The 25,441-nt window shown below is 58.3% G+C and carries 24 protein-coding genes; 1 reads left to right on the top strand and 23 read right to left on the bottom strand.

Going from position 1 to position 25,441, the window contains the following annotated elements:
- The 6 genes from CLV89_RS17810 to CLV89_RS17780 all read right to left on the bottom strand — a co-directional run bounded on the left by CLV89_RS17810 (position 1) and on the right by CLV89_RS17780 (position 6,942).
- A complete protein-coding gene (locus tag CLV89_RS17810; RefSeq protein WP_165798151.1) occupies positions 1 to 2,718 on the bottom strand; it encodes a type IV secretion system DNA-binding domain-containing protein in 2,718 nt (905 codons plus the stop codon).
- Between the two features lie 565 nt (positions 2,719 to 3,283).
- Positions 3,284 to 4,222: a hypothetical protein gene (locus tag CLV89_RS17800; RefSeq protein WP_106165023.1), complete on the bottom strand. Its 939-nt coding sequence runs from the start codon at positions 4,220 to 4,222 to the stop codon at positions 3,284 to 3,286.
- A gap of 478 nt (positions 4,223 to 4,700) precedes the next feature.
- On the bottom strand, positions 4,701 to 5,135 hold the full coding sequence (locus CLV89_RS17795; protein ID WP_133166742.1) for a hypothetical protein: 435 nt from the start codon (positions 5,133 to 5,135) through the stop codon (positions 4,701 to 4,703).
- Positions 5,136 to 5,165: 30 nt separating this feature from the next.
- Positions 5,166 to 5,651, bottom strand: a complete 486-nt coding sequence (locus CLV89_RS17790) for a hypothetical protein (RefSeq protein WP_106165021.1) — start codon at positions 5,649 to 5,651, stop codon at positions 5,166 to 5,168.
- Positions 5,652 to 5,806: 155 nt separating this feature from the next.
- The gene (locus tag CLV89_RS17785; RefSeq protein ID WP_106165020.1) at positions 5,807 to 6,205 is read right to left on the bottom strand and encodes a hypothetical protein; all 399 of its coding nucleotides are present in this window, start codon (positions 6,203 to 6,205) and stop codon (positions 5,807 to 5,809) included.
- 35 nt (positions 6,206 to 6,240) lie between these two features.
- Positions 6,241 to 6,942, bottom strand: a complete 702-nt coding sequence (locus tag CLV89_RS17780) for a DsbA family protein (RefSeq protein ID WP_207796963.1) — start codon at positions 6,940 to 6,942, stop codon at positions 6,241 to 6,243.
- Positions 6,943 to 7,136: 194 nt separating this feature from the next.
- Between CLV89_RS17780 and CLV89_RS17775 the strand changes: the two genes are divergently transcribed.
- The gene (locus CLV89_RS17775; protein ID WP_106165018.1) at positions 7,137 to 7,370 is read left to right on the top strand and encodes a hypothetical protein; all 234 of its coding nucleotides are present in this window, start codon (positions 7,137 to 7,139) and stop codon (positions 7,368 to 7,370) included.
- A gap of 2 nt (positions 7,371 to 7,372) precedes the next feature.
- Here CLV89_RS17775 and CLV89_RS17770 read toward each other — a convergent pair whose 3' ends face one another.
- The 17 genes from CLV89_RS17770 to CLV89_RS17690 are packed head-to-tail and all read right to left on the bottom strand — an operon-like array spanning position 7,373 to position 25,424.
- Positions 7,373 to 10,570: a conjugal transfer protein TraG N-terminal domain-containing protein gene (locus CLV89_RS17770; RefSeq protein WP_106165017.1), complete on the bottom strand. Its 3,198-nt coding sequence runs from the start codon at positions 10,568 to 10,570 to the stop codon at positions 7,373 to 7,375.
- A 4-nt stretch (positions 10,571 to 10,574) separates the two neighbouring features.
- Positions 10,575 to 11,966 (bottom strand): conjugal transfer protein TraH, encoded by a 1,392-nt coding sequence (locus CLV89_RS17765; RefSeq protein ID WP_106165016.1) that lies wholly within the window; start codon positions 11,964 to 11,966, stop codon positions 10,575 to 10,577.
- Positions 11,963 to 13,198, bottom strand: a complete 1,236-nt coding sequence (locus CLV89_RS17760) for a DUF1173 family protein (RefSeq protein WP_106165015.1) — start codon at positions 13,196 to 13,198, stop codon at positions 11,963 to 11,965. Before CLV89_RS17760 ends, CLV89_RS17765 begins: the two co-directional genes overlap by 4 nt.
- Before the next feature lie 13 nt (positions 13,199 to 13,211).
- A complete protein-coding gene (locus CLV89_RS17755) occupies positions 13,212 to 14,030 on the bottom strand; it encodes a conjugal transfer protein TraF (protein ID WP_106165014.1) in 819 nt (272 codons plus the stop codon).
- The gene (locus CLV89_RS17750; protein WP_106165013.1) at positions 14,030 to 14,422 is read right to left on the bottom strand and encodes a TlpA family protein disulfide reductase; all 393 of its coding nucleotides are present in this window, start codon (positions 14,420 to 14,422) and stop codon (positions 14,030 to 14,032) included. The genes CLV89_RS17755 and CLV89_RS17750 overlap by 1 nt, the downstream gene beginning before the upstream one ends.
- Positions 14,419 to 15,735, bottom strand: a complete 1,317-nt coding sequence (gene traN, locus CLV89_RS17745; RefSeq protein ID WP_106165012.1) for a conjugal transfer protein TraN — start codon at positions 15,733 to 15,735, stop codon at positions 14,419 to 14,421. Before traN ends, CLV89_RS17750 begins: the two co-directional genes overlap by 4 nt.
- Positions 15,726 to 17,144, bottom strand: a complete 1,419-nt coding sequence (locus CLV89_RS17740; protein WP_106165011.1) for a hypothetical protein — start codon at positions 17,142 to 17,144, stop codon at positions 15,726 to 15,728. The genes traN and CLV89_RS17740 overlap by 10 nt, the downstream gene beginning before the upstream one ends.
- Positions 17,134 to 17,889, bottom strand: coding sequence for a type-F conjugative transfer system pilin assembly protein TrbC (gene trbC / locus CLV89_RS17735; RefSeq protein WP_243395057.1), 756 nt, complete (start codon positions 17,887 to 17,889; stop codon positions 17,134 to 17,136). The genes CLV89_RS17740 and trbC overlap by 11 nt, the downstream gene beginning before the upstream one ends.
- Complete coding sequence (gene traU / locus CLV89_RS17730; protein WP_106165010.1) at positions 17,874 to 18,863, bottom strand: conjugal transfer pilus assembly protein TraU; 990 nt, start codon at positions 18,861 to 18,863, stop codon at positions 17,874 to 17,876. The genes trbC and traU overlap by 16 nt, the downstream gene beginning before the upstream one ends.
- Positions 18,860 to 19,507, bottom strand: coding sequence for a type-F conjugative transfer system protein TraW (gene traW / locus CLV89_RS17725; protein ID WP_106165009.1), 648 nt, complete (start codon positions 19,505 to 19,507; stop codon positions 18,860 to 18,862). Before traW ends, traU begins: the two co-directional genes overlap by 4 nt.
- On the bottom strand, positions 19,504 to 20,016 hold the full coding sequence (locus tag CLV89_RS17720; RefSeq protein ID WP_106165008.1) for a S26 family signal peptidase: 513 nt from the start codon (positions 20,014 to 20,016) through the stop codon (positions 19,504 to 19,506). Before CLV89_RS17720 ends, traW begins: the two co-directional genes overlap by 4 nt.
- The gene (locus tag CLV89_RS17715) at positions 20,003 to 20,362 is read right to left on the bottom strand and encodes a hypothetical protein (protein ID WP_106165007.1); all 360 of its coding nucleotides are present in this window, start codon (positions 20,360 to 20,362) and stop codon (positions 20,003 to 20,005) included. Before CLV89_RS17715 ends, CLV89_RS17720 begins: the two co-directional genes overlap by 14 nt.
- Positions 20,359 to 22,845 (bottom strand): TraC family protein, encoded by a 2,487-nt coding sequence (locus tag CLV89_RS17710; RefSeq protein WP_106165006.1) that lies wholly within the window; start codon positions 22,843 to 22,845, stop codon positions 20,359 to 20,361. Before CLV89_RS17710 ends, CLV89_RS17715 begins: the two co-directional genes overlap by 4 nt.
- Complete coding sequence (locus tag CLV89_RS17705) at positions 22,842 to 23,057, bottom strand: hypothetical protein (protein ID WP_106165005.1); 216 nt, start codon at positions 23,055 to 23,057, stop codon at positions 22,842 to 22,844. Before CLV89_RS17705 ends, CLV89_RS17710 begins: the two co-directional genes overlap by 4 nt.
- Positions 23,057 to 23,446, bottom strand: coding sequence for a TraV family lipoprotein (locus CLV89_RS17700; RefSeq protein ID WP_106165004.1), 390 nt, complete (start codon positions 23,444 to 23,446; stop codon positions 23,057 to 23,059). The genes CLV89_RS17705 and CLV89_RS17700 overlap by 1 nt, the downstream gene beginning before the upstream one ends.
- Positions 23,443 to 24,714 (bottom strand): TraB/TrbI/VirB10 family type IV secretion system protein, encoded by a 1,272-nt coding sequence (locus tag CLV89_RS17695; RefSeq protein ID WP_106165003.1) that lies wholly within the window; start codon positions 24,712 to 24,714, stop codon positions 23,443 to 23,445. The genes CLV89_RS17700 and CLV89_RS17695 overlap by 4 nt, the downstream gene beginning before the upstream one ends.
- The gene (locus CLV89_RS17690) at positions 24,714 to 25,424 is read right to left on the bottom strand and encodes a TraK domain-containing protein (RefSeq protein WP_165798149.1); all 711 of its coding nucleotides are present in this window, start codon (positions 25,422 to 25,424) and stop codon (positions 24,714 to 24,716) included. Before CLV89_RS17690 ends, CLV89_RS17695 begins: the two co-directional genes overlap by 1 nt.
- Positions 25,425 to 25,441 lie beyond the last annotated feature (17 nt).

The raw sequence follows: 25,441 nt of genomic DNA, 5'->3' as shown, positions 1-25,441 counted from the left end.
TCAGTGATCCTCCTCGAAAGCGGTTTCAAGGCTCAGAAACTTTCTGGCGGCATCATCGAGGGGATCTGCTTCGCTTAGTCTGAACTTGGTCGCTGATGCTGGACGCTGGGGCGTTTTCCGGTCTGGCTGTGTTTGGCCAAAAGCCGGATGGGCACGAAGAGAGAGGGGCAGGGGCCTTTGATCCGGGGTGGAAATGCCCGCCCCAATCCATTCTTCAAGCCGATGAATGTCGTCTGGCTGCAGTCCCTTGCTACCGTCAGTTTGAAGGAGATGGGGCCAGGCTGAATCAAACAGGGTGGCGTCGTCATCGAGCGCCACATAGGACTTCACCCCATAGGTCCCGGCCCAAAGGTCGATTTCCATGTTTCGGGTCGGAACTGTATTTTCTGGTATAGTGGTGCCAATCAGGCGATGGCGAAGATCAGAGCTGAACAGGCGTTCCAGATAATCTTGGTCAGCTGTACGCCAGCTCGAAGAGATCACCACATCGACATCATCATTCTGGCGCAGAAATTGCTCCAAAAGCGGCAACTTATTGAAGGTTCCTGATGTCCCTTTGTGCAGGACGCCATCAAAGTCGAGGAAAATGGCTTTGTTCCGTACTTGCCGCCAAATGGGTTGGTTATTTACGGACGAGGGAACGGGTTCTTCAGCTGCAGCTGGTGCCTTTTCTTTGGGCGGGCTTGTCTGTGGCCCAGGTGCGGCGCCGGGGTAGGGGACATAGACGGTTTCCCGCGCCTGACCGATGCCGTTGCCAGCGAAGCCAGCATAGGGATCGGGATGGGCGATCTCTTTCACATCGAGGCCACGCACGCGCGCCGTGGCAAAATGCTGCCAGTACCAGTCCCGCTCAGACGTGTTGGCTGGATCCTCGATCTGTGCTGATCCTTCGGGACGCACGCGGTCCAGCCAGCGGAAAAATTCAGCCTTCTGATCTTGCGGTTTGTCAGATGCAAAGCCTGCGACGACCTTGGCGCCCTCTTTGATTTCCACGTTGACGGCCGAGACCTGCATGCCGCCCTGGTCAAACCCATTGCCCTTATAGGCGATGAACTTTTCCGCCGTTGCCTTGGTTGGAACAGGTTCAAACCGGACCTTGGCTGTTGGGGCGTCATATGCGGGCCGGAAATAGGCCACGAACTGGGGCAGGGATTGGATCTCTGCAGGGGTCACAATCGCGCGCTGTGTGCGCCGGCCGACAATCCCCACGCCATCGCGCGTGTCGTTCGCGCCGAGCGTGATGTTTTCCTGCTGCTCGATCACATCCTCCTCGCCCAGAGAGCGAGAGGACCGTTGCGCCGTGTTGTAATCAGGCGTGTTGAAGACAACGCGGTTGTTCAATACCCCGGAGATGGTCTCCGCAGCCTTGTCGCCATAGATGTCCTCCAGCTGGGAGAACACCTGATATCCCACGACAAACGCGCCGCCGAACTGACGGATTTCCGCAAGGCTTTTGGGCAGGAACGGCAACTTGTTGAGGGTCGGAACCTCATCGAGGAAGAACCAGATTTTCGGATCACGGCTTTCCTCAGTTGTCATCAGCGCGTTTGCCGCCACCTCAAAGACTGTCGAGACGATATTGCGCACCGCCGCCGACTGCTCCGCGTTGCCGGTCAGGAACACGAAGCCGGGCCGGTCATTCACAACCCAATCTCGGATTGAGAAGGGGTCAGCATCGTCCCGCAGGTATTCCAGAAAGCGCAGCTCGGTGATCATATTGGCCCGGATCGAGCCGGAGGTTTTCGCCACATGCTCGCCAAAGAAGTGCGCGCCAGGTGTTGGCGCCACGATCTCGGCCAGCTCCTCGGACGGAATGTTCATGATCGCCTTGCGCAATTCGTCGTTGGTGGTTTTTCCGGATTTGGCCAGCTCGCGGGCGGTGTACTGGAACACCAGCCGCGCGGCCTGCGTCCAGAAGCTATCCAGAGAACCGGGATGGTCTGGGATCATCACCTCGGCAATCTGGGCAAAGCCTTCGGCGGAGATCACCTCATTGAAGGGAGACCAGCCAACAGAGCGCTCATCGAAGGGGTTCAGGATGATGTCTTTTTCCGGGTCGTAGTGATCCCGCAGCAAGCCCCCCATCCGGTCATAGATGATGGCGCGACCACCCGCCTCGCGGATCGTGTTCAGCAACTCATGCATCGCATTGGTTTTACCAACACCAACTGTCCCGGTGATGCCGATCTGGGCCTCTACTGAGTTGGGCGGGAACTCGATGCCGGCAAGCGTGTAGCGCGGGCCTTTCTTGGAGTTTTTGCCAAAACGCTTTTCGTATTCGCGCCATTTCCGCTTTGACCAGGCCTTCAGCTCATTGGCCGTCACCAGACGCGCGCCCCGGATATATTCCTCTTCCTTCAGGGAGTTGCCAACCATCCCGAAGATCGCGAACACCACCACGAAGGCGAGGGCGGCCGGGATCAGCGAGATATACATGAAGCGCCAGGCGTTCGCAGAATAGCGATTGTAGATCTCGCGGAGTTCACGATCTGCGTAGATCTGTCCGGCTGTGCGCTCGACGCGCTTGCCGCTCAGATCCACGTAGTCCAGCTTGCGGTCTTCAGTGCCACGTTGCTCGACGTTGAATTCCGCAATCCAATAAGTCCCGGTCAGGCGGGCCTTATCCATTTCGTAATTATTGGCGACCAGAATTATATAGCAGAGTGAGAAGGCCGCAGCGGCCATTGAGATGCTGTACTTGAGCACCTGTGTTGCCATTCGCGTCCAGTGTTGTGTCGTCTGGCCGCCTCTGACAAGTTGCGTGTGTCCTCTGTTGCGCATGGGCGATGTCCCTCGTTCCACTGCAGCGCGAGCTATCCCTCATAGTTCGGGACACCCGCGGCACTTGGCTGATGTTGTTTTCGAATGGCAAAAGCTCGGGTGTCGCGGCCCGAGGTAGCTTCGGGCCGCGCGGTTTTTCACCAAAATGGTACAAATGTGCTGGGGTCAGCCGGGCGGGTAAGGGTTGGCTGGACTGAACCTGATGCCGCCTTCTTCGAAGTAGCCAAGGTGGCCGAGTACCCACGCGCGATGACACTCAGAACGCGCTGTCACCCTGCGCAGGAGACGAGGCATGATCCATCCGCCATATCCAGCCAGATAAAACCAATGGTAGAGGGTATTCATGCCGTCCTCCTTTCTGTTCTTTTGAGTGTTTCGTCGTGCGTGATAATACTTCTTATGTTAAATAAGTCAGTATTCCTGACCCATTTCTGACCCGTCGCGGCCCTATGGCGGCACTAACTGAACCGGCAGTTTCATTGGGCGACATCTCGCAGTAGCTTCATGTCTCGACCTCCGGACTGCGGGCTTCTGGATGATTGTGGAGATAGTCAGCGAGGACCATACGGGCTTCTTCAACAAGCTCCGCGCCATATCCGGCCGGGTGCAGTTTATGGGCGACCCGCCTTAGGAACTCCTCGGTGTTCAAATCAAGCGTTGTCTCAAAGACTGGCTCATCGACCTTCGCGACCGGGTCCGTGTTCAAAACATGCAAACTAATGGTTTCCCGAATGCGGCCATCTTGCGTTGATCGAACCTTGTGTTGACCAAGGCCGAACTCAAGGTAGACACGATGACTGCCACGAGCTTCCAGTCGTCCGTATTCTCCGAGAGCCGCGTGTGGAACGTGTTTCTGAACCGCTGTCCACACTGCAGATTCAGGTCGGATCTTTTGCTTGTAGAGATTGAAATTGCAGGTCAGCCGAGCAAAAGTCCAAGGCAAGTTGCCTTTTGTGACTGTTGGCCAACGGTACCAGCGATCTTCGAAAAACAAGCGGAGCATTTTTCGTAACATCGTTTTGGATGGTGAAATCCCGGTTGTCTCGGCAAACATGCCCGCGGCCAAGTTGAAGTTCTCAACTAGAAACTCCCGGAGTTCGACTGCTTCAGGCGTCAAGGCCGTGATATCGGCTTCAAGATCACTTTTGAGTCGGGAATCTAGCAAGGGGCATCCCAAGATTTCTTCCAGGCAGTACTCAAAACCGTCAACGCGCTTTAACCGGTGTCGGCCGTGCGGAGTAACCTGCGGTTCTGGATTATGAATATTCACCAGAACCATGGCGTTGTTGCACTCCGGGCAGAGGCCGAACCGTTGAACTTTCTTCTTTGAAGAGTCGTATTGGGCCCAAGGGTGCTTTCCTCTTGTTAGTCGTTCAAACATGTTGAGGTCCACCCGCACCGGGGCGGTAGTGGTATCGCCCAGTCTCACAAATTCGCTCATAATGCCGCTCCAATGAAATGTGCCAGTCAAAGGATAGCCTTGGCAGCTGCCCTTGGCGGATCAATACCATCATAGCGGTAACAATTGACCAGCGCTCAATCAGAAAGCGAGCGCTCTCGTTTGTGAATACAGCGTGACATTCCGCTGCACAGCAATCGCAGATCCGACCTGGAACAGGTTCAAGGCCGCTGTAATGCACCAGTCCCGATCCTTGAGGCGCTGAATGCTGAGACAGGGCAGTTGCAAAGCCTTGTTTCCACTCTTGGTCAATCTCCGGGATCAGCCCATCTCGGTCCAAGGCGAGGAAAGCAACTACAGCATCGCTCACTTCCACCTGGCATTGGCATCCGCCGTCCCTAGCAAAGGTCAGGACGGTTCCGAGAGCCCAGTCTGTTTCGGGCGGAACGTATCCGCCGATATTGAAGAGGTCTTCCTCGCAGGTATCCATCATTTCAACTCCACTCAGCCGGAAATCAAACTATGCATGCGGCTGACCGATGCAGTATTGGCGATAGCCGTCGAAGGTCTCATCCTTGATCAGCGCGGCTTGCCAGCCTTTGGCGGCGTCATAGACACGCATGGTCATCAGGACGTTGCGCGGCGGCTCATAGGTTCCGTACTGGTTCTTCGCCGTGTATCGAGCGCAGACGAAGTAGTCCTTTTCCGGAAACGGCCAGAGGATCGCCGCGTAGCGTACCGGGCCGACGCTGATATTCTTGGCGGTGTCACCTTCAGGGACATTGGCAATCAGCCATTGCTGCAGCGCCGATTGGCTCTGCGCCTTTGATGGCCCGCCGCCCGGGTTGGGCTTTTCAAAGGTGATTGCGTGTTTGTCGGCGACTGTCCCGTCATTGAGACAGCCGGCAAGCGTGGTTGCAGCCAGGAGCGTTGCGGCAATGGGTTTGATATTCATCTTGGACCTCTTGTTGGAAATCGACATCTGTCAGCAGCCTTTGGCGAGTTTCACGCGCTCAAGGACCGAGCTGCGTTCGGCCATGGCCATTGCTTCATTGTATGTCTGGGCGCTGGGACCGGAGCCGCGCGTGGTGCTGGCGGCCGCGCCGGCCACGGTGGTGGCGGTGCCGATGTTGGAAATGGCCTGAGCGGATCCCGCATTGGCGATGGCGCCAGCGCCGACGACGGACAGGCCCGCATCAAGCAAACCGCCAGTGAGGTTGGCGTTGCGCTCGCGGGCACGTTCGGATTTGTTGACCTCTTCCATGCGCGCATAGATCCGGCTCAGCTCGCTTTGCACCTGACTGCAGGACAGAGCGAGATCCTTTTCCGTGGGCTGTGCCTGCGCGGAGCGCTGAACGCCTGCGATGGACTGCATGCCCATCACATTGGCGGACGTCTGAGACACGCCGCCCATGCAGCCGGAGAGCGTAAAAGCAGAGATAAGTGTGAGTGAAATAACTGTTGTTTTCATGTCGTGTTCCAAAATGTTCGGGGGGCTGCCTTTACAGCGCTACCCTTTGGGGTGAATTTGATTGGAAGCGGCGGGCCAGATTTGCCCAGGCTGGGAGCCTCATCACGACGACACCGTTTTCAGCCAAGGCCCGCCGCGATTATCCCTGACAGTGCCTATCCGTTGGTTTCCACGCTGGTGGCCGGTCTTATCCAGTCGTTGCGATCCTTGCGGCCAGCTCCAGCGCTTCCGGAGGTGTTGATCATCCGTTCCTTCGAGATCGCCTCGAAGATCGCCAAGGCGATGCCGGCCGCCAAGGAGACAAGGACAACAGGGAGCAGGTTGATAGGCTCCATCGAGGTCGCGAGAGTGTCGTACCAAGTGGCTCCTCTCGCGCTATCCGCTCCTACGGCAATTTCCATATCTGAAAGGAAAACGGTCTGAATGCGCAGGCGGAGCACATTCGCGGCGACTACGAAGGGAAAAAGTGTCGTGCTACGATTGAGGACAGTGAGTGTGGTTGAGAGCGTTGCTCCAAGCAGGCTCTTTGAGATTTCCAAGATCTGACGGGTCATATTGTTTCTCCTGTATGCGTTGCCAAGTGCTTTGCTTAACGGTTGGTCTCGCCGCTTGTGGTCAGCCCTTTCAGGCGCTCGATGGACGCGGCGCCGCGAATGATGCCGCTTGGACCCACGAAGTAAGGTGTGCCGGTCACGCCAAGCGCATCGGCGAGATCTTGTGCCTTCTTCAGCTCGTCTGCGCCCTGCCCTGACTTGATGGCTTTCACGACGGCTTCAGCGTCGTGCCCCTGATCGGTTAGCACGCGCAGCACGGTGCCAACATTCGCGGTCGCTGTTCCGCCCATGATCGCATCGGCAAAGTTGAGATAGGCCTCTTCACCTTCCAGTGCCTTCAGGGCCAATGCGGCTTGTGCGGTGTAGCGAGAGCCGTCGCTGAGGATTGGCATTTCCATCAAGACCAGCTGCAGATCCGGCATCTGTTCACGAAGGGCCTGAACGGTGGCGTGCGATTTCCGGCAGTAGCCACAGTTGTAGTCCTGAAACTCGACCAGGATCGGCTTGTCCGGATCGAGGCCGGCGAACAGGTCATCAGCTACGGAGGCGATCAGATCCTGATCTTTCACAGCCTTTGAAGCCACTTCCTTTTGCTCAAGGAGAGCGAAGATCTCCAACATGATTTCCGGATTGCGGAGCAGTGCCTGACGAACACGCTCATCAAATTCAGCGTCGGTTCCTTCTGTGCGCTCGACCGCGCGCGCAGTGAAACCTTCACCTGCCTGCCGTTTCGACATGTCACGCGAGCCTTGTTCGGCGGCTGCAGGGGTCCATAGCAGGGCAAAACCCACTGCAGACGCCATCAAGGTCTTACCAAATGTTCTGTTGCTCGAAATCATACTGTTGCCTTTCTGTTCTTCGAATTGTCGGGGGTTCATTGGATGGAAACGCGAAAGCTGCTACACTGCTTCGCCTTAGAGGAGAGACCGCTATGAAACGTCTCATGACCAAAAACTGGAAAGTGATCGCCTACATCGTGGGCTTTGTGGTGCTCAACTTCAGCCCGTTTGAAGGTCTGTTCATCGCCTATGGCCTTGTAGGAACCGCGTGGCTCGTCATTTGGCTTCTGCGGAACAATGACGGGAGCCGTAGTGGTGGCTATGACATCAATGGCGACCTGATGGATTCCAGAAACATGCACGGCAGCTACTACAGAGATCACTGACATCATTCCCCGTCCCTCTTGAGACCAGTGAAGATGTGGCCGCCAATGGTTACGTTGTCATGTCCGCGTGCTTGGGATTCCTGCCCCAGCCAGGTTGGAATTTCGTTGGATTGTTCACCCGCAGCGACATGAGCTGCCATGCCTTTGGGGGAATAGTAGTGGGTCGCACCGCCAGTCGGATCGCCGATGTCGCCGGCTGCGACGCCATCGACGATCCGGCCAATGCGCTCATATTGCTCACTGCCTTCTTCAAGTTTTGTAGGAAGGCTGTTTCCGCCAGTGCCGCTGTTCCAGGCTGAGAACTGTTTCAGCTGAAGGCTGACTTCGGCTGGATTGTCTCCCCAGCGTGGGTCGTCGACGCGGTTCATGATCACATGGGCCACACCAGCTTGCCCGATATCGCTTTCGCGACCGGCCTCTCCATGGATGGTCCGGATCATCACGTCACGGTCGTAATTGGTGAGCTGAGGCGTGCCGGTGATTGCAGAGGAAGCACCATTCCAAGCATCAGCGGCGCTGTCTGCTATATCAGAAAGCGTACTACCTACTTTCGCCACTGCACCCGGAACAACACCAAAGTCCTGCCCTTCCACTACGGCGCGCTCGTGCTCTGTCGCGCTTGCATTGGTTTCATCGGTCATGGTGTTGCGGCGGCCGTCCATGACGGATGACACATTGTCTGTCGCTGCTCTGACCCGGTTGTAGTCTTGGGTATGCTCAACCCCGGCCGACGGCAGCTTGTTTGTGGTAATCTCTTCTTCCGGGCGGCTGAGCGTATGAGCCTGTGCGAGGCCAGGGTTCGGCCTGTCGAGGCCAAGTTCTTGCAGCAGGTTGGGTAGAACCTGTTCAACCGCTGCTTCCTGAGCTTTGACGCCAGCGGTTGATTTTGGGTTCAGCAAGCTGGAAATCTGTTCATCGCTGATACCAGCTTCGCGCCATTCCCCGATCACAGCGTCTGTCAGCTGACTGTCATAGCTGACGCCGTGGGAGTAGAGGTTGCTTTCTGCCGAGGCGAGTGTTTGCGCCTCTTCGCGTGCCTCCGCATAGGTTTCGCCTTTGCGCTTAACATCCTCGATGCTCCAGCGGTCGCCGCCACTTTCCGTATTGGTCAGATTGCTGGTCTCGCTGGCGCGAATGGCATTCACCGCATCGCCGTATTTTGCGACTGTTTCTGAGAGGCCAGATTCACGGGCCGCATTCTCAGCACGGCGGTAGGCGTCCTGATCGAGGCCAGTTCCAGTAATCGTACCATCGAGGCCAGCAGAAAGACCTGTGCCACCGCCGCCGCTTCCGCCTTTCACGCCAGCGGTAAGGGCGACCTTGTAAGCCGCATCGAGGGAAATCCCATGCTCTTTCGCAAAGCTCTCGACGGCGGAATGGGCTTCCCGCGCTTCTTGTTGATGACGACGCCCCTGCGACGTGGACTGGTCATTGGAAACGGATGTCCCCGAGGACAAAGACCGCCCGAAGTCTGCGTAATTCGAGGCTGTCTGATTGACCGCCGTGCTCCATTCGTCGCGTAGCGAGGTCGCGTTGCGCACCGCATCTTCCTTACGGTCCGAGATTTCTTCCCGTATGGTTTGCCCAACTCTGGCCGACATGCCGCTGGTGGACTGCGCCGAGCCGGTTCCAAATACCACCGAACCATCGGAGTTGACGGTCCGCATGGCACCATTGCCCATACGGACGGTGCTGGCTCCGGCGTCGTGGACAGACGAGGTGTTCCACTTGTTTGCAGCAAAGTTGTTCATGCTGGCGTTTGCCAGAGAGATATTGCCCGTGGCCGCTTCGCGCCCGGATTCAATGCCGGCGCCCTGGCTCACATTCAGCATCGAGGTGGCAAGACCCGCCATGCGACCGGCGCCAAAGAGGATCACGGTGGCGAGGAAGGGCACGGACATCATCAGGTATCCGGCAATTGTCCCGACATCCTGCTCCACGGCGCGGATGCCGAGGTAATTGGCGAAGGTCATCTGATAATCTATGGTGCCGGTCCGGAAGGAGCCCATGGCTTCACGATAATAGCCCGCGCTGGCTTTCATCACGATGGAATGCAGGATAGCGGAAAGCGGATCCCATGCTGCAAGCCAGATGAAGCCGCCGAAGTAGCCTTTCAGAACGCTCCACACCATTGGCGTCATCATCATGATCACCGCCAGCGGGAAGGCGGCAAGGTAGATCGCCGTAAACACGATTTTCAGGAGCGGCACCCATTTAAGGGCGGAGATCCCAACTGCGCTGTAGCTGGCTGAGGTCTGTGCCTCCGTCCGTGCGGCTTGATAGGCCGTCATGGCAGCATTGTTGCCCGAGCTGGCAATGAGGCGCTGGACTGCACCGTCCATGGAGTTCGTCAGCATGGTCTGGCGGATCGTCTCCGTCGATCCGGCCGAGGTCATACCGATGTAGTTTTGAAAGTCAGAGAGGGTGGCCCGCATTTTCTGAGCGGCAAGTGTGACGTCCCCTCCGCGACGAAGGCCGAACTGCGCCGCGGCTTTCTGACGAAGCACATTGACCACTTCATTGTTGAGACGCTCCTGAATGCGTGGCCAGCCATCTTTACAAGTGGTGGTTTCATCGAGCACCGGATCAAAGTAGGCCAAAGAGTTCGGGACATAGGCGCCGATGAACGCATAGAGATCGCCCGCATGCCCCAAATTTCCAGTATCCACCAAGCCAATGTTGGAACCATCGACCATGCAGTTTTCCATGAAGTTCACGAGGCTGTCGTGAACAATGGGAGTCACCGCGCGCCAGCGTGCCGCCTGGCTCATGATCGTGGAGCCAAACATCATGCCGGATTTTTGGTAGGTGAGGTCATCCGGGGCGGCGAGCAGCGTTTCCATCTGATCGGTGATCGCGGCCCCGGTCCTCGATGTCAGAGAGCCGACCCAGGCAACGGACCACGGCACGCCATCGACAACGCCGTAGATCCCCAGTGGCACGGTGGAATCCATGATTACCACCCGCGCCTTGGGACCGATGCCGATGCCCACTACCAGCATGGCTCCGATAAAATAGGTAAAGACCTGCCGGACGGCTCCAAAGACGACCAGTTGAATGCTGGCAGCAAAGATCCCGGCGGCGATGCCCCCATAGAGCAAAGCCCCGAAGCTCCCCGAGCCGGTGAAGGCTGCGAGGTAGTTGAAGATGTCGTAAAGGTAGAAGCCACCACCAACAGTATGGAATTCGAGTTCGGGCATGGGGTTATTGTCCTCCCGACACGTTGATCATGTTGCCAAAGATGGTGTTGGACGAAGCAGCCAGTTCGCCCTTGGCGAGATGCAGCCGCTCCAGGTTGCGCAGGGCTTCCGCATATTTGCGCTGCGCGGAGGCGCGAAGATCCTGCAGCACACCCTTGGTGTGGCTGACCTTTTCCTGAAACTCCCGGTTCAGATCGCCGGCAATATCGACATTGGCGGCGCTGTTCAGGATCTCGCTCACGCCTTCATCAATGTAGGCAATCGACAGATCCACAGCGACCAGCTCCGCCATCGAGTTGATGTCGTCCTGAACGAATTTGTACTTGTAGCTCTTGGCCGTGACCAAGTGCTCATAGATCGGGACTGATGTGAGGTTGATCAGCGCAATGGCTTCATCCGGTGGCTCAGTGTCGTTGCTGATCGCGTCCGACAGATCCTGGATAGCCTTGGCGGTGACAGCAAAGAGAGCGTCATTTGCATTGAGTGTCAGATCGCGCATGACCGGGTTCAGACATTCATTCACTTCGTCGCAGCGCAGGCTTTTGTAGGCGCCGCCTTCCACCAGCGCCTTGGCCGCATCAGGTGACAGGGCGCGCGCAGGAATGGTGCGGTGCGTCGGACTGGTATCGTCATCCTCCGCCGCAACGGTGATGATCGTACCGGTGAGCGTCATGAAGAATTCCGCAATGCGCGGGTTCGAGGACAGGAAGTTGTTCTTCTTCACTGCGCGCCATGCATAGTTGACGTCCGTGGGCACCTGATCCGCGAGCGCGCCATCCGCCCGGTCCATGGTGGAGCTGTGATTGCCACCAGTGCCACAGCCGTGGCGGGAGGCCACCCGGTCGGCGAAACGGCCCGTGTAGCCGCCGATGGTCTGACAAACGTGCTGGGATGCGCCGTCCATCTTGGGCCAAAGCGATGAGGTGAGCAGCTGACCGGCTTCGCAGGAATTGATGTTGGTGGAGTTCACTTGCTGCATCAGGTCGCGCAGCTTGGCGACGATTTCCTGAACAGACGGAGACAGGCTTTCCAGCGCCAGCTCAAATGCAAACCCGGCAGCGTTCTGCATGATCGCTTCCATCAGCGCGATCAGCTCGTCCTCGGAGATAAAGGAAAACGCGCCACCAAAGATGTCGATGCCACCACAACCCGCGCGGATCGAGGGCAGCTGGATCGTGGCCAGCTGACTGTTGCGCGGTCGGGTGCGCAGATACAGAGAGCCGAGCGTGGCATAGCCCGCCTGCTGACCTCGGTAGGCCGTGGGTTTGGTGACGTTCACGCCACCGCCGGTGCGCTCCCAGAAATTCTTCAGGTCAGACCCTACATCGGCCTGCGACGGACCAGCTGCAAAGAGGCTGGCGGCGACAAACGCACAGTTTACGAACAGCTTTTTCATGCGTCTTTCCTTTCAATGAGGGAGGCCTCAGCCACTTGCGCGCCTTTTGCGGGCAGCTCTGGCATCAGATCGTCTTCAATCCAGAGCCACGCCGGATAGGTGCCATCGGCGGCGACCTCGCCCAGGGCAGCAATCTCATCGGCATTGGCTGAAGGTGAGGCGGCAAACAGTGACATCGGGCTGGCGAGATCCGTCAGCACCGCCGAGGCAATCGGCGTGGCATCGGCCAGCATGAATCGCTGAGATTTCAGAAACGCGCGGTCGGTCTCTGTCAGTGCGGTGATCAGCTCGTAGTCGCGGAGGTTTTCAAACGGGATCCAGGTGTTTGTCACCAGCATCATGCCGATCTCGCGCAGAACCGGATAACCGGCCTTGGCGACATTGAACGTGGCGATCACCATCACATGCACATCGCCCAGCGTTTCCGCGAGCATCAACTGATGGGCAAAGACGGTCTCGAACTTCTTCACCAGATCCGCTTCCGCAAAGAAGGCGCAATCGGGGGCGTGTTTGAACAGGAAGCGGGCGCCCATCCGTGTCGCTTCATGGGTTTTGTATTCCGCCACGACCAGACCAAGCGGCGCGGTGCCCCGCTCCGGAGCTTGCAGGGTGCGCAGGAGTTTTGCCCGGCGGGCTGCATTCTGCGCCTTCAGCTCCGGCTTCCAGACTTCCGGCACATACAAGATATCGCGCAGATCGCGAGACTTGGCGGTTTTTCCGACGGCTGCGGTGCCAATGGCACGCTGCACCGGACCCCACCAGCGTTTGCCCTTCATGGCCGGCGTCCATTTCACCAGGTCGGCTTCATGCCACAGATACTGCAACAGGCTCGATAGCCCGAGCTTGCGGGGTGTGATCTTGGCCTCGGTCGGCGCTTTGCCAGACGGCGGCGGCGGTGCCGGCCGCTTGCTGCCCATCGACAGGGAAAAATCGACCCTCAGAGAGGTGATGCCCGTTTCAAGATCTTCCTTGATCGCGTTGCCCTGCACCTGTGCAAGGCCGGAAAGATCTTCAGGAGGGAGGAAGGAGTCACAACCCGGTGCATGTTCAGGCCCGCTGCCCGGCATCCGTTTCAGGATAAACCGGCCATTGACGCAGGCGACATACATGGCGGGCGCGGGTGAGCTGCAAGTGCAGATGACGCGGCTGCGCTCCTGATGCGCCTTGCCAAGACGGATCTGGCCCTCTTCCGTGGCCGGATCTACTGCGGTGTTGTTGATGGAAAATGACATTGTACCTGCTCCTTCACTCAAACCGTTCGCCCATGGGCACTTCCCGAACCACGTAGATGCGCTCAAGGATCTGGTCTTCCGTCAGCAACCCGCCCCCGATCAGCTGCGTCTCGCCGCTGGTGGGATCGACAATGGCAATGAAGGGGCGCGGCTTGTCAGCAAGGTCCAGCGCTTCGAGCTGGCCTTCATTGGGCACGGCATCAGGGAAGTATTGAATCGGACTGCCATCGGTGGACACCGCGAGGATTTCCACGCCGTATGCGTTCCGCATAGCGTCGAGGATCTGCGCCTGTGCCAGACAGAGGCGGCAATCAACCGGATCGTCATAGACAAAGATCAGACCGGCATCCTGCGCGGCCCGCTGCAAAGCGGCCTGCTCTGCTGCGTTGCGCTGATCCTGATAGATATTGGTGCCCATCTGGGTCAGTGGGCGGCTGACATTTGCATCGAGGTGCGGGGTGCCAAAGAGAACGCGCTGCCAGACCGCTGCAAAGCGTGCCGCCTGCTGCGCCATCTGCTTGTTGACCTCCATATAGGCCTGCACGTTTTCCGGGGTCGGATCGAGAATGGCGCGATGCTTCAGCTCATCCGCGTATTTGCGGAATGCCTCGATCTCTTCCGTCGCTGTCATTTCCTTTGGCTCTTCGGGATCCTGCGGTTGCTTCTTGGCTTCCGGTTCAGGCGGCGGTGGCGCGGGTTCCGGCTCCTTGGCAGGTTCGGGGTCGCAGTAAAAATGCCAGCCGTCCACTTCGGCCCCATTGCAGGTAAGCCGGGCTTGTACCGGGGCTGCGACGGAGGCCAGCAGGAGGGCAAGAGTTGCAGGCTTGAGCATTATCCCTGCCCCCCTGCAGCTGCGAGAATGGCCGCTTTGACGGACTGCGCATATTGGCGCGCGTTGCGGTAGCCCGAGATCTGTCCCGTCACGGTTCCGGCCTCCTGCGAATAGATCATGGTTGTGGGAAGCGCCTTGATTTGCGAGGCGATGGGATGCGTGCGGGCATCCACCATTTCCGCAAAGGGCGGGATGGGGCGGGCGTCATGCGAGGCCACAAGAACCGGAATACCCGCCGGTTGCGTCATGGCGGCCAGAACCGGGGCGGCAGATTTGCAGAACGCGCACCAGGATGCGCCCACGAAGATGACCCCAACATTTCCCTGCGCCACGACCAGCGCAGGCATTGTCACCAAGGAGAAGGAAGACAGGAGGAATATGCGCCGGTTCATTGGCCAACCTCCTCGAATGCGCCTGACGCATCGCCCTCGGCATCAGGAAAGCGATCTTCGAAGAAGTCCTGAATGCCCTCAGACACCGGGAGTTGGATGGTCCCCATGATGTCGCCAAACACCTCGGACAGATCCATCTCTTCAATGTCCACATTGCCGAAATCTTCGATGGTGACAGAGCCACAATCCGAAGCATGAGGTGTGCCCCAGCCTTCCTCGACCTGCTTCTTGAACTCTTCGACGAAGACGCGACCAAACTTCGAGTTGAAGGTGCAGTAGTGGTAGCGCTTCTTGACGCAGTGGCCCAAAACCTTCTGCTGACAGGTTACACCGACATAGTGGGTCGATCCGGCAGCCCGCTTGTCTCGAAGAATGGCCGCCGACTCCGGACAGGTGCTGCCGAAGATACCACCCGTCGAACAGCAGTTCCGGCCGGGGGCCTTACTGCAGGTCATTTTGGTGCCTGTGAAGAAACGAACATCGTTCGGATCGGTCGCAGCCTGCGCGCGGTAGTCGCGCTGCATCTGTGCCAGTACGTTCAGCCAGGCGGCGGAGCTGCCGAAGTCACTGGAGGTTTCCTGCTCGATGCCCATGCAGTTGTCACCGACACAGACGTTGATCGGCTCGCAGCTGGTCTCAAGATCCCCGGACTGGACGCCGCAGGTGTAGTGGAACTCGCGGTTGCTGCAGACGCCGTTGGCATTCTCGACCAGACAGGTTGCGCCTTGCAGGGTGCAGGTCGGATCGCTCTCAAGCGGCCCACAGGTGTTGTCCCCTTCACCCGGAGCCAGACAGGAATACGTCCGCTCACGTTTCCACCAGCTGCGCGAGAAATCCTTGCGATTGATGTCGCGGATCTCTGCGCCCTCAGTGGTTCTGGTGTTAACAAGCTCACACTCACTTCGCCCCTCGTACTCGGAGCATTGGTTGATGATATTCTCTTGTGTCGGCCCAAACTCGGTGCTGGTCAGCACCGCAGGAGCCATATTCTCATTCTCGTTGAGGCAGCTGAAGCGTTCACGCCACTGACGGCAGGCACCATTCTTGTAATCGACGCATTCGCGGTTGGTCCGCTCACATTTTGCGCTGGCTTGGAGCGCCGTACATTGGTTGATGGGATCGCTGTCTACGCAGTCTTGCCGACCAGCATAGCGCGCGCAGTGGCGCCCAATGTTGATGCCGCCCACCAGCTCACCATCAGACCATTCAACACAGTCATAAGTTGGATCCGTGCAGGTGATTGCAGCGACAGCCGGGCTGACCCAGACCTGAAACAGGCTCAGAAGCAGGGAAAGGGTGCAAATCACTCGCATGTTTCGCCCCCCGTATCCGTGAAACTGTCACAGCACGCGCCTTCGAATTCGAAAGTGAGCTGTGCCGCGCCATTTGCCGGGGTCGCGTTGTTGTAGACGACGCGGGCCGTCATCCGGTTTTCGCGGAAGCGCTCGGCCCCTGCTGGATTGGTTTCCGTGAAGTGCTCTAGCTCCAGAAAGCGCAGGACGTTTCTGGTAACTGAAGTGTTGTGAACGACATTCGCATAGACCGAGTAGTTCGTGACCCAACGCAATGCCCATTCCACAGGGGCATCCCTGCCAATGTCCCAGCCAGTTTCAAAGACATTTGATGTGGCGTTGTAGTCGATCCGATGGTTGCAGTAGGGGTCAAACTGGCAATCCACTGACAGTGGGAATTTTACGATCCAGGCTTCCAACCACGCTTGTACGCCGCTTCCCCTATCGTGCCATGCAGTCATGGGCACGAGCAGACCATCTTCAGAGTTCACGGGAAAATAATGGCTCCAGGTCCCAGAGGGATTTCCGAACGTGCTGATGATTGATGAGGCGACGGTGGTAATCGGGCGCCCGTCGTCACCAATGATCTGGACCGGACCACCGGCAGTCACGGTCTTTAACATTACACTGGACGGCTGAAACCTGTCGGAGAAGCTAATCGAGAACTCATGCTTCGCGAGCGTTGCATAAGCGGTAAGGTCTGGGCTTTGCCAGTGGATCGGAGCGGCAGGCTTTTGATCTGGCTCTGGCAGTGAAATCGTTGCTTCATTGCCATTCCATGTCACATCGCCACCTTCAAACCGCACCTTGCGGGAGATGCAGGCGTTTGCATTTGTGTTGACGTTGCAGGAGTAGCTGGAGACTTTTTCGCAGACCTTCACGAAGTTGGCCGCGCGCTTGTCGCATCTGTAGCGGTCGGTGCGGTCCACCCAGATATTGCGGATCAATTCGCAGGTATGGTTCTGGCGGCGTGGCAGGCTCTCGCAGAACTCATCGCGAATGTTCGAGACCGGCACGTCTGGCGTCGTGCAGCTGCCGCTCTCGCTGGTGAAGTATTGGCCGGCGATGTCGTCGGCGTTTTCATGCGCCCAATTTGCGTCATCGAACAACTCACCCTGCCCGTCGATGTCAACGTCCGGACGGATCTCGGCACTGTCCTCAGTGGCGCGCAGAACCCGCCCCTGATTGTTGTCCGCGTCCCGCATCTGAAGGATCCGATCCTCAAAGCTGGTATGGTTCATGCCAGCCTCGTTTGGATTTGAGGTTTCAAAGGGCGTGACCACCTCGTTGATCTTGCCATCCTGAAACGTGCTGTCCGTATCCACCGCGGCGCCGGCCGCCGCGGCCGCACGATCCATGGCGGATTGCGCAACTGCCATCGGAGCAAGAACGCAAAGCAGAGCGGAGGCGGTGATAAGCTTACTGCGCATCGTGAGCCTCCTGCAGCAGTCGGGCCGCTTCAGCTGCCGCCACATCGCCCTGGTCCGCGATCATGCGCAGGGCAAACTCCACAGGTACGTTGCCGCCCACCCGGTCATGCGGAGGCACAGGATCGTTTTCGCAACCGGGTGTTTCGCAAACATCCACGGCCTCCCCCATGGCGATCACTTGCGGTGCAGAGGTGACGCCAAAGCGGGCAAAGACAGTCGGGTCGATGGAAAAGCCAACCGCGTCATCCATCGAGCCGAAGGTTTCTTCCAGCGCGGCCCGCGTTTCATAGACCGAGTTGTTGACGAAGCCACGGAACACGATGGGAAGCCCATAGGTGCTGGCTTCTTCCATCATCTGCCGCAGGGAGGCTTTGGGCATCGAGAAGGAGGCCAGCAGGAACACAGTGGACCCGTCATAGCGCACCTCATCTCCTTCTGCGCCCGAGACCCCTGCCCCATTGGCTCCAAGAAGCGCCTTCACCCGAGGGTGCGAGAGTGCCTTGGTCCGGAGATCTTCGAAGTCCACACCGGAAAATGCACCCTCTGCCGCATCTTGCGGGATCAGGGTCTCGCGCAGGGCTTCGCCCTGACGCTTGGCGTCATCCACGATGGTGGCCAGCGGGGCTGTGATGCGCCCGGTGCTGCCGGGTGCATAGTCGATCACCTTGTCCTCATCATCCTGTGCCAGGACCGGAGACGTCAGAGCGGCGCTTGCCGCCAATGCAAAGCTCAGAGTGCGCAGCAATTTCTTTTCCTCCACAGCAGCCAGCCGAAGGATTCCCCTTTGAAGGGGAACTCCCGCAGGGTGTCGACAAATTGAGATGAGAAGCCGATGGGGCCGCAGCCATAGCGTCCCGAGGTTTTGGGGCGCGGGCGGGTGATCTGCATCCGGTACTGGCTTTTCTTGATCACCGGCTGCGACCGCGTTTGACACAAGGCCCGGTCGGAGGCCGTCTGGCGGGCGATCAGAAGGCGATGCATCCGCGCGACCATCTTGGTGGCAACAACCTGACTGGCCATCACCCCACCGACATGCGCGCTGACATCGCCTTGAATAGGATAGATCGAGCCGCCACAGCCGGTGCACCAGAACAGGCTGTCCATCGGCAACCTGCCAGAGGATGACTGGACGCAATCTGCAGAACACGCGGCCTGCGCGATCGGATTGGCAAAGAGAATGGCTTCCGGGTTGATCAGGTTGTTCAACTCGGCGTCCTGCCAGAGCGGGTCGATTTCCGAGATATAGGCGACGTCAAACTGCGCATTCTGCATGCAGAGGCCGTCCACGATCACACCGAGCCATGAAATCAGCGGGTAGAAATAATAGTGAGCCTGCCAGCTCGATCCGGTGCTGCCGCCGTTCTGCTGGCTGGCGCTGGATTTCCCGAGCGAAAGCAGCCCGAAATCCATGTCAAAACCCATATTCACAAAGCAGCCGGGTTCATTGGCTACATCGACGAGCCGAGCCGGTTCCCACAAGCCAATGGCCAGTCCAGGGCGCGGAGGGACGCCCGGACAGATGCAAAGAGGAAAGGACTGATTGTCCGTATCGGGGCGGCTGGCACCGATGCTCAGGCTCAACCCGCCGATGGAAATCGGAAAGATGCAATCCCAGCAGATTTCTGTGATCGGGTTCAAGAACCGCTTGTTGCAAATGGCGGCCGCCTGCGTCGCAGCGAGGCTGAACGTCAGGACGAAGAGCAAGGAACGGAATGTCATTGTGCAATCTCCCCGCCCTTCCCGAGGGCGATTTCTTCCACTTGCATGAAGGGATCGGCGCGCTGGACGACAGCCGGCACGTTCTGGACGCCGAAGCGTTTCACAAGCACAGCGTCCTGATCGAAATAGAACCGGCGACCATGTTCCCGCATCAGCCCGAGAGGATCCCCGTTCACCAGCACTAGAAGCGTGTCCAGCTCATCGCCATCAGAGAGGGCAAAGGAAACCTGATCTGGATCGTCGCCGTCCAGCAGCACGATCCGCTTGTTGAACCGTGAGTAGGCCATCGGGTTCACGACGGTGCCGGCATGCGCGAAGATCTGTCCTTGGTGGTCGGCCAGATCCTCGGTGAGCGTGATCGACATATCGACTTCCCAAATCGCATAGTCTTCAGCCTTGCCGAGGCCCTGCACCGGGCGCGGACGACTGACATAGGCGCGGGTGGTGTCCTGCATTTCCTGACGCATCGCATCCAGCTCACCCGCCGCCTCCATGTCCTTGAGGCGCGCTTTGATGGTGTCCAGAAGCGAGGGCTCTGCGACCTCGAATAGAGGTCCATGGGTGCCGAGATCCTTGGCCACCCCCTGCCCTGCAGCAGCAAGCGAGCACAGGAGAACGGTATGGAAGAGACGATGTGCGATCATTTCCAGCGCTCCGCGAGTTCAGTCCAATGGGGAAAAACAATCTCGATGCCGGTGGCGATCACGTCATCAACTGGACGGGGCCCGATCACCGCATAGCGACTGTCGAGGCTGTCAGCGCTGTCACCGAATACTGCGATCATGCCGTCCGGAACCACGTCACCCTGCCAGAGAGGAGACACGAGTTTGCCGTCCTTCAGCTGGCCCTCTACACAGCTGTCGTTGACGCAGAAGGTGTTGCCTTTGACCGAAACAGGATCTCCGGCGATGCCGACAATACGCTTGGTCAGGTAAAGCTCGTGCCCGTCAAATTTGTCGCGCAGTACCTCTGGAAGTTTGATTGCAGCGATGGTGCCGGGCCGAATATCCAAGGGCCAAGTGACCATGGCGTAAGCGTTGCCCTGCAGGCTGTCTGACGCATTAAGGGTCAGGCGACCAAACGCCAGCCCGTAGTAACCTACAGCGCAAAACGCCAGAGAAGGCACGATCCAGAGAAGATTAGAACGCCGCATCGGTCAGCACCTTCTGCATGATGGTTTCGGTGACATCGACGGAGGCCGCGCGGCTTTGCGACAGGATGGCGTCTTTGCGCACGACCAACTGACCTGTCTCGGCCGTCAGGCGGTTGATTTCCGTCTGGACCGACTGCTGGAACACCGGCAGGGTTTGCTGGAATTTCGCGTCATCCACCCGCCCATTGGACCAGATGACAAACATCGTCAGGCTGCGCTCGGGATCGAAGACAGCCACGGATGGCTCTGAGCGGAAAAGATCCGGCAGCACCATGACGGCAAGCGCAGTCAGCTGAAGGGCAAAAACCGCACAAAGCGCGAAGAGAACTTTCTTGGTCCAGCTCATGAGACTTCTCCCCGTTCAACGAGGGTCTTGATGGCTTCGACCGTGGTCATACCTTGGGCCTTGTAGTGGTTCATCCGCTCCACCGTGCTGCCTTTGGAGGAGAACACCGCCAGCGAGAACGGATCGAGCAGCAGCCGACCATAGGCAAAGCCTTCGGGCATTTGGATCGCCAGCTCAGAGAACCGCCCGGGAACCGACGTGATGGACTTGAGAAGCATCTTCACAGGTGGGTCGATACTGCCCAGAGCGTCGATGCTTTCTGGCTTCTGCGCGAGAAAGATCCGAAAGTCCGAGTTTTCCAGACAGACGTTTGCGGCCGGGTTGGCCTTGTAGTCCTGCATCGACTGCGTGCCGGTGATGAGGGCGCCGGTGTATTTCCTGGCCCGGCGCACAACGCCCTCGATGAACTTGGCGGTTGCCTCGCCTTTCAGCAGATCCCAGGCCTCGTCGATCACGATAGCGACCGGGACCGAGCGCGGCGTCTTGTACATAAGCTCCGTGCCCAGGAACATGACGATCTGCAGGATGGTGGCCTCAAGGCCCGCCTGCCCTTTGATGTCGCTCAGTTCCACCACGGTGAAGGGGGCATCGAGCGCGATATTGGCTTCACCTTCGAAATACGGCCCATATGCACCGCCTATGGAATATGCATCGAGCTTGCGCACCACATCCGGCAGGCGCGACTCTTCTTTTGCCGCTTCTTTCAGGTGATCCCGAACATCGGTGATTTCTCCCGCGCTGCCTTTCTCGTTCCAGACTTTTGAAATGGCGGCACGAATGTAATCCTCTTCCACGCCCTCGACGCGGCCTGAACTGTTGCTGCCCAGATCCGCCATGGTTGCAACCACACGGGTCACAAGCTCGATAGCGTCAGTCCGGTAATCGTCACTGACCATTGAATCCACGTCCAGCAGCGAGAACGGGTTGAGCCGGTTGCGGGTCTGGCCATCAAAGGCGATGAACTTGCCGCCAAGGATTTCCGCAGTGGTCTTGAACGAGTAGCCGTCGTCGATCACCAGGACGCGGCCACCAGCAGTGTAGATGCCAACGGACAGCTCCTGCATGAACACCGATTTACCGGCCCCGGACTTGCCGACCACTGCGACATTGTAGTTGCCAGCAGATACAAAGTTGTTCCACTGGAACATCTGTCCCTGACGACCAGCCAGAAGCATGCCTTGGCCGCGACCGTTGCCCATCCACTCACCGTGCAGCGGCAGGAATGACATCGAGGCGGCGGATTTCATCAACCGCATCCGCATCTGCCGCCCGAAATCAGACATCATCTTGTCCGAGCAGCCAAAGGGAAGACTGGCCATGAAGAGCGGCAGCTGAAGATAGGTGTCTTTGGAGAGCTTGACCCGCTGGCGACGATAGATGGACTCTACCTCGCTTGAGGCCATCTGCGCATCGGTCGCGCCACCTTTGGCGTAGGAAACCACCGTGTACAGGGTTTCGAACAGGCGTTCCCCGGCGTTGATTTCCCCGGCGAGATCTTCGATTTCCCGTTTCTTCTCAGCAAAGTTTGGAATGAACTTCCCAAAGGAGGTCGTTGACGCATGCTCGGCGGCACCGCGCTTTTTGACAATGTAAGCCCCGGCTTTCTGCACCGACATCGCTTTCAGGGTGAAGGACGTCAGAACAGGACCAACGGGCCGATCCATCAGGCGTGCGGGATCACCGTTGAGCGCCATGCCAAGACCAAAGACCCATTCCGGCGGGTAGGCATTGACCGAGGCAACCGTGGCCGACATTTCCGGGGTGCCGGAAAAGGTCAGCGCATCACTGCTGACGCGCAGGGTCGCGCCCGGCATCTGGTAGTTGAGCGGCATATGTTCGTCATAGGCTTCTTCGTTCCAATCTCCGTCGCTCCCGGCCGGCCGTGCGGTGTGGAACAGCTCGCGAAGAAAGGCGAGGAAGCGGCGTGGTTCCACATCCTCGGCCCAGCTCACCGTATTGAAGACGTTGCGCAGACCGGACCGCATGGAACTCAGTCGCTTTTCGTCTGCAATGCTCAGATCATCATTTTCCAGCCAGACTGCGATGAAGATATGGCGATCAAAGGGGATCGCCCGAGCGCCATCCTCTTCCATGCCAAAGCGCAGGTTTTTCAGATGGGCTTCTCGCTGGCGCACCATTTCATCCACCAGGGGCGTGCGACCAAGACGGGCTTTCTTCCAATGTCCTGTGATGGGATCAATGGCGGGTGAGGTCCAGTTCAGCACCTGAAACGTGGCATCGGACGGTAGGTTGGCCGCAATGACGCCACCGACGTTTTCCGCCATATCGCTTTGACCAATGGCGGCACCCACCTCAATGAGGAAGCCGTTTCCATGCTGAAAGTGATAGATCTTCTTTTCCGGATCATAGACCCGCCACGGCAGGATGTCGGAAAGCACATCCCCGCCCATCAAATCCGGAACATCTTCGGTCCAGGGCACATCCCCAAAGAGACCGGACATCACATCACGAAAGAACATCATTTCTTGCTCCTTTGACGGCTATGCTGGCCATCTGGTGCGCGGTGCGGAAAGCTGCGCCCGCAGGCTTCCACCGCCTGCCAAGCAAGGTCACGAAAGGTGCGTACCTGTTCTTCTGGCACCCAGATCGTGACCTCATTAAAGCCTGCATCGCGCCGCGCTTTACGGATTTCGGCCATGCGGGAGGCGATCTTGCTCAACAATTTGCCGGCCATCACTGACGCCAATGGCCTTCTTGAATTACAAAATGGACGAAGCGTGCCTCATGCATGATCCCTCCCTCGTCGAGGATCGGGGCGATCCAGAGCGTGCCGACCACTTCAGGAGAGCGATAGGCGGCTGCGTTATAGGGAAAACCACCATCTGGCGCGCCAGTGACGTTGCCTTTGCCTGCGAACAGCGGGTTTTGGGCCAGGCTTTTGACTGCCGTATCTTCAGGTCGTTCCTGCACGGAGGTCACGCCAGCAGCACCAGTGCCATCGACAGCAGAAATCGTGGTGCACGGCGATCCGGCCTGCGCTTCACAGAGGAAATCTTTGTCTGTGTTGGACGCGACGCATCCGGTGACAAATGTTGCGAACATCAAAATTGCAATGGATCTCATTGGCCCAGCTCCACCCCTTCAAGAAACACGAGCTCGACCTTGGTGCCGCCGTAAAGGGAGACCACCGGCTGATATTGTTCGGCTCGTTTGATGTAATAATCGGCAAGTGTCGTGGCCGCGTTCTCTGCGGCACCGGCCAGTGTTCCGACACCAGCACCCCGCAGGATTTGGTCTACAGAAGCGTTTTCCTGAGAGATCGAGGCATTGCCTGCAGCACTGATGCCTTTGCCAAGTCCGCCAAGCGCACCTGCGATCATCGCATTGGTCACGGCTGGACCTTCGCGGCTTACAACTTTGCCGCGCACGCCTTCCTTGCCAGAGCCCGCCATATAGCCCGCAACTTTGGTTTCCAGAATATCGCCCTGCCCGTTCACACAGGTCATCGAGATGAGGCGGACCTTGACCCGCTCAGACGACAGATCTCCGGTTGCAGATCCTTGCACTGTGCAGCCCTTGAGGTTCACCCGAGCGGGGCGGCTTTTTCCGAGTGCAGCGGTGACGGCCGAGCCGGTGATCCGGAACAGAACCGGGATCGGATTGTCCCGGTTTGAAACATTGGTGGCGGCGTCAGCACCAGACAGCACAACCGCTGGCGCGTAGCTCCCTGCAGGCAGGTAGTTTCCGAGGCGGCGGATTTCGCGTTCGTCAGTTTCCGGCTGCTCAAGTGCGGCGAGCGTGAAGCTTTGGCCAAAGTTGCCGCCAGTGCTGGCCGGTGCTTCACTTGTGCCACCCTGTGACGACGGCGTGCTGGTGCGGGACAGAGGACGGCGCTGAACGAAATCGCTACCCGGGCCAGATGCGCGCGGTGGTGTGAGGTCCGCTCCAGGTCGTTCAGCAGCCGCGTTGAATGTTTCTTCAGGCCCGGTGCTGGATGCAGGCGCGCTTGTATTGGCCCGTTCCGCTTCTAGTGCGGCGATCTTTGCAGTCTGTTGGATCAGAAGTTCGTCATATTCCTGTCGAATGGTCTCCGACTGGTTTTGTGCTTCCTTGCGGGCTTGATCGAGCAGCTGGCGCAGCTCTTCGGTTTCTTTCGTCAGCCGTTCCATCTTCAGACGGCCAGACGTGATCCACGACATTTCCGGAGAGGCCGCAGCGGTGCGATCAGAGATGATGGTTTCATCGACCGTAGGAGATGAGCGGCTAGGAAGACCCCCAGTTGGATCGCTGTTGTTCAGCAGCGCCCCCATCAGGATAAAGCCAACGAGGACGACACCACTGACGAGACCAATTGCGATGATCTGGTTTTTCTTGCGATCTGACTGCGCCATCACTTCGACCTCACAACAACAACCCAGGAGCGCTCGCCAGCCGCGAGGCTCTTTTTCTGAACCCAAACCGAGAGAACACCCGAGCGATAGAACTCCTGTTCCCGTACCTGCCGTGCGTCTTTGCCGGCCGCTGCAACGCGCACCTCGCCGACCAGCTCACCTAACCGATGCGTCGTAATCAGCTCTCCGTTGCGACCACTGCGCGGCAGCGGGCTTTTGATTTTCGTACGAATGGTGTCGCGGGTGGCTGAGGTCAGCTGGTCAGCAAGTCCGTCGCCTCCCCCGAAGGAGGTTTCTGCAAAACCGCCACTGGCGGTGCCGCCGGATGGTGCGTCTGCTTCCGGCGCGTTGCCGCGCACCGTGATCAGCGCCGTTTGGGTTTCGGAGCGGATCGGCAGGATCTCGTAGGCCACTGTGCGGCCTTTTTCGGTGACGATATATCCGCCCTCTTTGGACGGCATTTCATCCGGTCCGGCATATTTGAGGAAGAGATCGCCGGTCTTTTCGTCGTTGCGGACCTGGTAGACCGAGGACTCGTTGTCATTGATGATCGAGGCAATTCGGTCCCCGACCACGCTCACACGGGTGATGCCGGTGGTAGATGCTTTGAAGCGGACCAGACCATCTTCTTTGACAGTAAATCGCTGCTCTACGGCATACGCTGGGCAAGCCACGGCCAGCCCGGCTGCGAGGACCGCAGCCAGTTTCATAGACTTCAGCATGGTAA

Source organism: Tritonibacter scottomollicae, assembly GCF_003003215.1.
Classification (GTDB): Bacteria; Pseudomonadota; Alphaproteobacteria; order Rhodobacterales; family Rhodobacteraceae; genus Epibacterium; species Epibacterium scottomollicae.
This window is presented reverse-complemented; position numbering and strand designations above follow the sequence as displayed.